The sequence below is a fragment of the Teichococcus aerophilus genome, from assembly GCF_014490485.1.
GTDB lineage: Bacteria > Pseudomonadota > Alphaproteobacteria > Acetobacterales > Acetobacteraceae > Pseudoroseomonas > Pseudoroseomonas aerophila.
In genome coordinates this window covers 41796-50468 of sequence record NZ_JACTVA010000041.1, presented here as the reverse complement: position 1 = coordinate 50468, position 8673 = coordinate 41796, and the positions used below count along the sequence as shown (strand labels likewise).

The following is an 8673-nucleotide window of genomic DNA, read 5'->3' as shown; positions in this document are numbered from 1 at the left end:
GGCCGGCGTACCGGAGGCGACGGCCGTGCCGGCCGGCGCGGCCAGGCGCGGCAGCATCGATGTCGCGGTCTGCGCCCGGGCGGCGGCTTCGCCCTCCCGGTTCGCCGGCCGCTCGTACTGGCGCGACACCACGCCGGCGGCCTCGGCCGGGGTCCGCGCATTGCGCAGGGCGGCGCCGGCGGCGCGCTCCTGCCCCTGGGTCAGCTCGAACTGCACAAAGGCCAGCTGCTCTTCCAGAGTGCTCTCCTGGATCGGCTTGCCGGCCCAGAGGCGGAAATTGCGCTGCCGGTCAGGGTGCCACTGCGCGATGCCGTAGGCCTTGCCGCCGTCGCCGCGCGCCTGGTGGTCCAGGCCGGCGCCGCTCTCGTGCCGCAGGTTGGCCACCAGACCGCTGGCCTGCGCCGCGCTCCAACCCTGCGAGCGGAAGTAGTCGAAGGCCTGGCGCTGCCGTGCGGTGGCTTCCTCGCCCGTATAGGAGCGGGGCTGCCCCTGCCGGCCGCCGCCCGGGGTCATCTGACTGCGCAGATAGGCGCCCAGGCCGGCCCACTGGCGGCCAGGATCAACGCTGCGATCGGCCGCCGGGTCGTAGTAGCCCTCGGCCTGACCACGCTGGCCCATCCGCCGGCGGCGCTCCGCCTGACCCTCGGGGGTATTGGCGCCGCTCTCGGCCCGCATCTCGCCGAGGCGCTGGACGCCCAGGAATCCTGCGACGGCGGCCGCGCCCACGCCGGCACCGGTCACGCCCAGCAGCCGCAGCATCCAGGCTGCCGGCCGGAAGAGTGCGATGGTGGTCAAGGCGCCGACAATGCCGGTCAGCGGCGCCAGCAGTTGCAGGGCCAGCACGCCGCCCAGCGCGATCGCCGCATTCTCCCAGCCGCCCATCCAGCGGATCACGGCTTGGATGCCGCTCACCATGGCTTCGATCCGGCTGCCGATTTCCTGCAGGCCGCCATTCTGGATGAAGCGTTCCACGGCGCCGGCCAGGCGCGTGACGATCTCTTCCACCCGCTGGCCGATCAGCTCGCGGTTGGCGGCGATCCAGTTGGTCAGCCGGTTCAGCAGCGGCGTCATCACCGGGGCCAGGCGCTGGGCGATGGTGTTGACCAGCCCTTCGCCGGCCATCTGCAGCCGGGTCTGTGCCAGGTTGAATTTCTGCGCCGCCTCGGCGCCTTCCTCGGTGATCAGGCCAAAGCGGCGGGCATCGGCCTCCCACTCGCGCAGGCCGGCGGAGCCTTTCTTCAGGAAGGGCAGCATCGAGGCCGGCAGCCGCAGCGCCGACATGACCCGCGCCTGCAGGCGGGGATCGGCGATGCGGGCGATGCCATCGGCCACCTGCGGCAGCGCCTCGGCCGCCGTGCGGGCATTGCCCCTTGCATCGCGCATGGCGACGCCAAGCATGGTGAAGTACTGCAGGGCGGTGCTGTCGCGGCCGCCCACGGCGTCGGACAGGGCATCGCCCAGCCCCTCCATGCCGGCGGAGAGATCCTCGGCCGACACGCCGGCCAGCCGCGCCGCGCCCTGCAGGGTGAGCAGGCTGGCGACGCTGGTCTGCACCCGGTAGGCGGTGTGCCCCAGCTGCACGCCGAAACTGGCCCAGCGCGCGGCCAGATGCACGACGCCGGCGACCGAGCCGGCCGCCGTCAGCGCGCCCAGCGGCGGAATGATCTGCGCCATCGAGCGCGCCACATTGCGCGCGCCGGCGGCCAACGCATTCATGCCACTGACCCGGCCGACATTCTGCCCCAGCCGACCAAAACTGTTCTGCACGCGCAGGACGTTCTGATTGATCCGCTCCAAGGGCTTGGTGATGCCATCGACGGCGCTCAGCGTCAGGCTGAGCGCGCCGCCCTTCACCGATGCTGACATCAGGCGTCTCCTCGCGGCCGGGACAGTCGCCGCATTTCATCCGCCCACCACAGCAGCTTGCTGATCGGCAGGCTTTCCGCGTCGCGCGGCCCCCACCCAAAGAAGCGCGTGACCTCGGCGATCAGGCCGCGCCAGCGCTCTCCGGGGAGGGCGGCGTAAAAGGCGAGAAGTATTCCGCCGCGCGTTCCAGCACCCGCTGCGGCAGCTTGCGCACCACGATCACCGGCAGGCCGGTAACGTGCTGGATCAGCGTCACCGCCTGCTCCAGCGGCTGCTTCTTCTCGCCCGCCTTGATCAGATCCTCGGCGGTCGGTTCACGCAGCACCAGGGTGTCGTAGTCGGTGCCGTTGTAGGGGATCGCCTTAAAGCGCAGCCGCAGCGGCGCGATGTCGGAGATCACCTCCTCGGCGATCGAGGAGTCGTCGTTCAGATCGCTCATCGGTCGGTCACGTCCTCACCCTCGAAGCGCACCGAGAAGGTGCCTTCGGTGGAATCCACCTCGACCGTGTCGACGCAGACCATGTTGCTGCCGGACACCCGCTTGCCGTTGGCCAGCTGCAGGCTGACGGAAACGTCGGTCATGGCGTCGAACTCGGAGATCGAGATCCCGGCACTGTCGCGCAGGGTGGCGGCGACGAAGCCCGGGATGGGCTCCTCGCTGTATCCGTGGATGCCATCCATGCCCTTCAGCGTGGTCTTTTTCGTCGTCGCCACGCCCCAGGTCGGCTGCGAGACAAGATCGAACTGGATGCCGTCGATCCAGATCCAGGCGCGGCCGCCAACGCGGCCCATGCTGCCCGACATGGCTTACTCCTCACCCGCGTTGCGGGGCTGGACCACCGCGGCGAGCTGCCGCAGCTGGTCGATGGGGATGATGGGCAGATGCGCGTCGACGCGGCAGCGGTTGGTGCCATTGCGCTCGACCACCAGGCTGGCGGCGAACTGCTCGTATTCCTGGACGTAGCCATTGCGTTCCAGGAACCGGTAGCGGCCCAGGATGGCGTCGCGGATCACGCCCGGCGTCACCGTGCGGCTGCCGGCGCGCGGTGTGGTGCCGTCGCTGGCCAGCTTCACCCGGCCAAAGCGGCTGGTGATGAACTGCTTCAGATCGCGGATCACATAGGCGATCGTGTAGAGCCGCTCGACATACAGGTAGCTGTCGTCGGGCTGCCCCAGCGCGTTCTTCTGGTAGGTGGTGACGATGGTCTCGGTGGTGACCGTGCCATCATCGGCGACCGCGAAGGTGCTGAGCCCGTCCCAGAGCAGCACGTTGCGCTCGGCCGCCGCGAACCGGCTCTCGATCGGCGGCGCCAGCACATCGAGCGGCAGGCCGTGCAGCGGCAGGCCGGGATCGGCGCGCAGGCTCTGGGCGTAGGCGCCGGCGGTGTTCGCGGCCCAGAGCACGGCCGGCGTCGGGCTGCCGTTGAACGGCATGACGCTGACATGCGCATCGTTGCGGGCCAGGCCGAAAGTCGTGGCCGCGCCCAGCGTGCCGCGCAGCGCCGCGAAGGCGCCGCCATACAGCATGCGCTCCCAGCTCCAGCGCGCGGCCAGGAACGCCTTCATCGCGTCCAGGCTGGCCGTGTCGGTGTAGGGCAGCACGATGAAGTCGAACTCCTTGTCGCCCAGCGCCGCCAGGGCGGTGTCGAGCGTGGGGTTCGCCGTGCCGCCGGTCATCGCCGAGATCGCCAGCACCAGCCCGGAAGGGGTTGCCTCGCCGCCGGCGGCGCCGAGGAAATTCAGCTGCAGGTCGATATCGTTGCCGCAGGCGCCCTTGTTCTTGGCGGTCAGGGTGACCGTGCTGGTGGTGACGGTGGCCGTCACCGGCAGGCTGGCCATGGCGTTGATCGCCGCGGCGATCGCCGTTGCCGTCTGCGCCGTGGTCTGCGCGGCGGAGACCAGGACCTGCACCCGCTGCCCGCCGATATAGAGGTTCAGCGTGCCGGGCGCCGTGGCGGCCGTGGTGACGGCGATGGTGGCCGTGGCGGCGACGGCGGCGGCGGCATCGGCCAGCGGCAGCAGGTACACCTCGCCGAAGGAATCGCGCTTGCGGTACCACTCCGCCATCAGCGCCAGCTGCGAGCCGAGGCCGGCCTGGGCCTGCACCCAGGCGATGCCCTGCAGCAGCACGGCCTTGCCGGCCACCAGCGCGCCGCCGGCGGCCTGCTGGCCGATGATCAGCGTGCGCTGGTTCTGCTGGCCGCTATTGGCGCGGCTGTTGTCCAGCTCGGCGTAGAACAGCGGCAGGCGCAGGTTCTGGGGGATCTGGGCGAAATCGACCATCAGGCTTCGGCCTCCGGCTGCGGCGCGTCGGCCGGCGTGGCATCAGGCTCGGCCACGGCGCCGTCCTGCGGCGCTACGGCTGGCGGAGCGGACATCTCGACCACGTCGCCATCGGCGAGGCGGCGGAGCCAGTATTCGGAGCGCTCGACCGGCCGGCCCTCGGCCGGCAACAGGTCGCGCAGCACCGGGTCGCGCACGGACAGGCCCGGCGCGGGCTTTACGGACATCATGTGTGGGGGGCTCCTACGGGGCCCGGGCCGTCAGGCCGGCGGGATGACCCGGAAATGGAAGGTCGTTTCGGCGCAGGGGATCTCGTCTGGCAGCTGGTAGGTCTCGGACCAGCACAGATCGAAGGCCACCACGGCCTGGCCCAGGGCCTTCTCGCCGCTCTTGGCATCGATGTTCAGCGTGGTTTTCACGCTGTCGATGCGCTCGATGGCGCCAGCCTTGCCGAGCAGCTCGGGCGCGGTGATGACGGCCAGACAGATGGCCTGGCACAGTTGCTCCAGCTCGCGCTCGACGGCTTCGGTGTGGCGCGCCGCTCGCTGGGTCACGGCCTGCACGGACATGATGCAGGAGACGGCGTAGACCACGTCGCCGCCATGCACCTCGGGGCCGGTCTTGGTCTCCTGGTAGCCGTAGACCAGCAGCGCGGGCACCTGATGCTCATGCAGCGGCCACTCGCGCGCCCGGTAGACCCGACCTTGCAATTCCGGCAGGCGCTGCTCCAGCACGCGGGCGACGATGTCGCGCACGCCGAGGCGGAACTCGGTCATGGTCCGGCGCTCCCCACCAGGCCCAGCGGCAGCGACACCCAGCCCAGCCCGTCCGGCTGCACATCGGTGATGTCGAAGGTCTTGTTGAGGATCTGCACCCGGTCGCCGGACTTCAGGACGAAGCCCGGCGGCAGGTCGGCCTCGCGCACGCCGAGCACCGTTCGCTTGATCGAGAACGGTGCCCCGTCCTCTCCCATCGCCTCGATCTGGAAGCGGTCGAACACGCCGTCGATCTCGGCGATCGGCTCGCCATTGCGCTTGAACCGCACCCGGCCTGGAACGGCGAACGCCGCCAGAACGGCGGCGCTCGTCATCGCGTCGAAATCGACGGCCATGCTCGTCGGCTCAGCTGCCGGCGCGGCCGCTCTGGAGCATCTCCGGCCGCGTGCAGATGTGCAGCGGGTAGGAGTACAGCTCCTGCTTCCAGAAGGCGTTGCGGTCGCGATCGATGATCGGCACCACGTAGGCATCCTTGCCGGGGGTGTTCACCCACTCGAAGGACTCGCCCGGCGCCTGCGCCCGCTCGAACACACCCGGCGCGCCCACCGGGAAGAACTTCACCTTGGAGGTCGGCACCGCGATCTCGGTGTTGTCGTTGCTGCCCTGGTAGTTGCTCCAGTCGATGCCGCCGAAGGTCATCGAGGAGAACGCGCCATCCTGGCGCAGCTCCTTGGCCGCCTCCCAGTTGAAGTAGGTCTTCAGCACGTCCGGGTGGCTGATCAGCGCATCCCAGAACTCGTCGCCGCAGATCGCCTGGATGCGCGTATTGGGGGTCCAGGCGCCCTGGGCGGCGCGCTTCATCTTGCGCACGACCTCCATGCACTTCTTACGCAGGTCGCCATCCTTCGGCGAGACCGCGTTCAGGTTGAAGGCGATCTCGGTCGGCTGGGCGATACCAAAGGCGTCGAACCAGTTGTACAGCACCGAGCCATCGGCATCGAGCAGGACGCCCTGCACGGCGCCGAGCCGGTGCAGCTCCAGCGTGTATTCGAGGTTGCTCATCAGCCCCGTGGGGCCGGCCAGGCGGCGGGCCACCTCGGTCTGCAGCTGCATCAGCACGGTCTCCTGACCGAACTCGCGCACGCCCTGCAGCTCGGACGCCATGATGGTGTCCTCATGCGCCAGGCGCGGCACCTCGAAGTAGCGCATCGTGCGCTTCTCGGTGGTGCGCTGCTTCAGCGGCGCGCCGCGATCGCTGGTCGGGATGATGACCAGCTTGCCGGCCCGCTCCTCGACGGCCAGCGCCGTGGTGCGGATCGGCTTGGGGTTGAAGATGTTCAGCTCGCCCAGGCCGGTCGGCAGGAAGGGCGTGCGTTCCACGAAGGACGTCAGCTCGATCGCCGAGAAGGCGTCCTGACGGAAGATGTTCATGATGGACAAGGAGGCGGATCTCCATCGACCGGTCGGGCGCCAGCTGGCGCGACACAGGCGGGTGGGAAGGGGAGCGCCCGCGCCGGCGGGCGCGGGATCAGCGGGCGACGATGCCCTTGGTCAGCAGGTCGGCCAGTCCGGCGGCCTTGCCGGCGGCGTCGACGCCTGCGGCCCAGATCAGCTCGGAGGCATTCACCTCGGCGTCGCGGCTGACGATGGTGACGCGCTTCTGCCCGCCGGCCGGCACGATCACCTGCCCGTAGAGGATGCAGGAGGCGACCTCGCTGCCATCGGTGCCCGCGTTGTCGTAGGGCACCACGCTGCCATCGGCGGTCAGCGTGGCGAGCACCAGGCCGCCATCCAGCACCAGGTCGGTGCCGCCGGCGTTCTTCATCACCACGGTGTCGCGGGAGCGAGTGCCGTTGGCCTCGGAGACCAGGAAGGCGCCGTTGTAGAAGCGTTCGTTGAGAACGGGAGTGGCCATCAGGGCGGTCCTTTAGCGCTTACGGATGCCGGCGCGCGCGGCGGCCGCATCCCAGGAATTGGTGACCGCCTGGCGGCCACTCGGCTGCGGCGGAGCGGAGGCGGCGGGGCGGTGCCCGCCATAGCCCTGCATCCGGGCGCCCAGATCCCCGCCCTCGGCGCTCTCGCCGCCCGGCAGGGTCTTCAGCAGGCCGATGGCGGCGCCGGCCGACATGCTGGTGCCGAAGGCGAGGTGCGCAGCGGCGGCCGCGCGGCCCTTGGCGTGCTTGGAGCCGACGATGGCCTGGCAGCGCTCACGCTCGCGGCGACGCGCGGCCCGGGTTTTCGGGTTGGCGTCGTCCTCGTCGTCCTTCCGCTCGTCGTCCTCGCTGCGCTCCTCGTCGTCGTCGTCATCCTCCTCGGCGGCGGTGCGGCCGCCCTTCGGATCACGCTCGTCGTCGTCGTCATCCTCCTCCTGGCGCGCGCGCCGGCTGGAAGGCTTGTCGTCGCGCTCGTCATCATCGGCGGCGCGGGACTTGGCGCGGCGGGACTTGGTGCGGCCCTGCGGCTTCTCCTCGTCCTTGTCCTTGTCGTCGTCGGCGCGGCGGGCGCGGCGGCTGCCGGGCTTGTCGTCGCGGTCGTCGTTGTTGTCGTCTTCGTTCTCGGCGCGGCCCTTGGCCTTGTCGTCCTGCTCATCCTCTTCCGAGGCGCGGATGGCGGGGCCGACCAGGTGGGCGAGCTTCAGCGCCCGCGTGCTGTTTCGACGCATGGTGGGTTAACCTCGTGGATCTGGGGGGTGGCGCCGGCAGGGCGCCTCAGAGCGAGCGGTACAGCTCGCCCATGGCGGCATCGGGTGCGCGCACGGCGTCCGCGAAGCCGATGGTGACGCCGGCGGCGCCGAGGAAGGTCTCGGCCTTCGTGCCGCGCACGACCGACGCTTTCAGGTTGCGGTTGCGCGCCACGGTCTCGATGAACAGCTCGCCCATCGTGTCGATGTCGGCCTGCATGCGTGCATGCGCGCCTTCGGTCAGGGGCTCGAACTCGTTGCCCTCGGCCTTGTGCTCGCCGTAGCGGATCATCGTCACCGTGATGCCGCCTTTGCCGAGGGCCGCCGACATGTCGACATGCATGCCGATGACGCCGACGCTGCCGGTACCGCCGGTGCGCGGCACCGTGATGCGGTCGCAGGCGCTGGCGATCGCGTAGGCGGCCGAATAGGCGCTCTCGTCCAGGATGGCGTGCAGCGGCTTCTCGCCGCGCATACGGTAGATCATGTCGACCAGGTCGAAGCAGCCGGCGACCTCGCCGCCCGGGCTGTCGATATCCAGGGCGATGGCCTTCACGCCGGGATCTTCCAGCGCCGCCAGCAGCGCCGTGCGGATGCCGTCATAGCCGGTCATGCCGCTATACGGGCGCAGGGTGCCCAGCTTCTGCACCAGCGTGCCGGTGACCGGGATGACGGCCATCCCTTCCACCAGGTCGAAGCCGGGATCTCGCTCCGAGCGGCCGGGCCGGCTGAAGACACCGCCGATCTCGTCATCCTCCATCGCCATCGGCGACAGGGCCAGCAGCTCGCCACCCCGGAACATGTGGCTGATGCCGAGGCGATCGGCCAGCGCGGCCATCACCACCTCGGCCTTGTGCGGGTGGATGGCGACCGGGGTGTTGAACAGCCGCTGGGCGAGGTGGGGGAAGTTGGTCATCGCTTCAGCCCCTCCACCACCAGGACCGTGCCGCCGATGGTGATGCTGAGGGCGATCAGGAAGCCGATCAGCGCGGCGACGCCGGCGCCCACCAGCAGGCCCAGCACCAGGAAGAAGGCGATGGCCACCACCAGGAGGGGAATCACCACCAGGGCGCGCAGCAGCTTGCAGAGGCCCGTCAGCAGGGCGACCAGAGCAGTCTTCATGTGTCG

The 8673-nt window shown here is 70.1% G+C and carries 12 protein-coding genes; all 12 read right to left on the bottom strand.

Annotation, left to right across the window (positions count from 1 at the left end; all coding sequences use genetic code 11):
• Positions 1-1866: phage tail tip lysozyme (locus tag IBL26_RS18985; protein ID WP_187786088.1), on the bottom strand; the 1866-nt coding region annotated here is incomplete at its 3' end.
• A gap of 121 nt (positions 1867-1987) precedes the next feature.
• Positions 1988-2305: a phage tail assembly protein gene (locus tag IBL26_RS18980; RefSeq protein WP_187786087.1), complete on the bottom strand. Its 318-nt coding sequence runs from the start codon at positions 2303-2305 to the stop codon at positions 1988-1990.
• Positions 2302-2670, bottom strand: a complete 369-nt coding sequence (locus IBL26_RS18975) for a phage tail tube protein (RefSeq protein ID WP_187786086.1) — start codon at positions 2668-2670, stop codon at positions 2302-2304. The genes IBL26_RS18980 and IBL26_RS18975 overlap by 4 nt, the downstream gene beginning before the upstream one ends.
• A gap of 3 nt (positions 2671-2673) precedes the next feature.
• Complete coding sequence (locus IBL26_RS18970; protein WP_187786085.1) at positions 2674-4149, bottom strand: phage tail sheath subtilisin-like domain-containing protein; 1476 nt, start codon at positions 4147-4149, stop codon at positions 2674-2676.
• Positions 4149-4379, bottom strand: coding sequence for a DUF2635 domain-containing protein (locus tag IBL26_RS18965; protein WP_241749549.1), 231 nt, complete (start codon positions 4377-4379; stop codon positions 4149-4151). Before IBL26_RS18965 ends, IBL26_RS18970 begins: the two co-directional genes overlap by 1 nt.
• 30 nt (positions 4380-4409) lie before the next feature.
• Complete coding sequence (locus IBL26_RS18960; protein ID WP_187786084.1) at positions 4410-4925, bottom strand: hypothetical protein; 516 nt, start codon at positions 4923-4925, stop codon at positions 4410-4412.
• Positions 4922-5260 (bottom strand): head-tail joining protein, encoded by a 339-nt coding sequence (locus IBL26_RS18955; RefSeq protein ID WP_187786083.1) that lies wholly within the window; start codon positions 5258-5260, stop codon positions 4922-4924. The genes IBL26_RS18960 and IBL26_RS18955 overlap by 4 nt, the downstream gene beginning before the upstream one ends.
• A 10-nt stretch (positions 5261-5270) precedes the next feature.
• Positions 5271-6296, bottom strand: coding sequence for a major capsid protein (locus IBL26_RS18950; RefSeq protein WP_187786089.1), 1026 nt, complete (start codon positions 6294-6296; stop codon positions 5271-5273).
• A gap of 97 nt (positions 6297-6393) precedes the next feature.
• Positions 6394-6780, bottom strand: coding sequence for a head decoration protein (locus IBL26_RS18945; RefSeq protein WP_187786082.1), 387 nt, complete (start codon positions 6778-6780; stop codon positions 6394-6396).
• Positions 6781-6792: 12 nt separating this feature from the next.
• The gene (locus tag IBL26_RS18940) at positions 6793-7527 is read right to left on the bottom strand and encodes a hypothetical protein (protein WP_187786081.1); all 735 of its coding nucleotides are present in this window, start codon (positions 7525-7527) and stop codon (positions 6793-6795) included.
• A gap of 46 nt (positions 7528-7573) precedes the next feature.
• Entirely contained in the window at positions 7574-8461 is an 888-nt protein-coding gene (locus tag IBL26_RS18935; protein WP_187786080.1) for a S49 family peptidase, read from the bottom strand.
• Positions 8458-8667, bottom strand: coding sequence for a hypothetical protein (locus IBL26_RS18930; protein WP_187786079.1), 210 nt, complete (start codon positions 8665-8667; stop codon positions 8458-8460). The genes IBL26_RS18935 and IBL26_RS18930 overlap by 4 nt, the downstream gene beginning before the upstream one ends.
• Positions 8668-8673 lie beyond the last annotated feature (6 nt).

Coding starts and splice junctions, on each gene's coding strand:
- IBL26_RS18980 (WP_187786087.1), bottom strand. CDS start 2,305: ATGAGCGATCTGAACGACGACTCCTCGATCGCCGAGGAGGTGATCTCC.
- IBL26_RS18975 (WP_187786086.1), bottom strand. CDS start 2,670: ATGTCGGGCAGCATGGGCCGCGTTGGCGGCCGCGCCTGGATCTGGATC.
- IBL26_RS18970 (WP_187786085.1), bottom strand. CDS start 4,149: ATGGTCGATTTCGCCCAGATCCCCCAGAACCTGCGCCTGCCGCTGTTC.
- IBL26_RS18965 (WP_241749549.1), bottom strand. CDS start 4,379: ATGATGTCCGTAAAGCCCGCGCCGGGCCTGTCCGTGCGCGACCCGGTG.
- IBL26_RS18960 (WP_187786084.1), bottom strand. CDS start 4,925: ATGACCGAGTTCCGCCTCGGCGTGCGCGACATCGTCGCCCGCGTGCTG.
- IBL26_RS18955 (WP_187786083.1), bottom strand. CDS start 5,260: ATGGCCGTCGATTTCGACGCGATGACGAGCGCCGCCGTTCTGGCGGCG.
- IBL26_RS18950 (WP_187786089.1), bottom strand. CDS start 6,296: ATGAACATCTTCCGTCAGGACGCCTTCTCGGCGATCGAGCTGACGTCC.
- IBL26_RS18945 (WP_187786082.1), bottom strand. CDS start 6,780: ATGGCCACTCCCGTTCTCAACGAACGCTTCTACAACGGCGCCTTCCTG.
- IBL26_RS18940 (WP_187786081.1), bottom strand. CDS start 7,527: ATGCGTCGAAACAGCACGCGGGCGCTGAAGCTCGCCCACCTGGTCGGC.
- IBL26_RS18935 (WP_187786080.1), bottom strand. CDS start 8,461: ATGACCAACTTCCCCCACCTCGCCCAGCGGCTGTTCAACACCCCGGTC.
- IBL26_RS18930 (WP_187786079.1), bottom strand. CDS start 8,667: ATGAAGACTGCTCTGGTCGCCCTGCTGACGGGCCTCTGCAAGCTGCTG.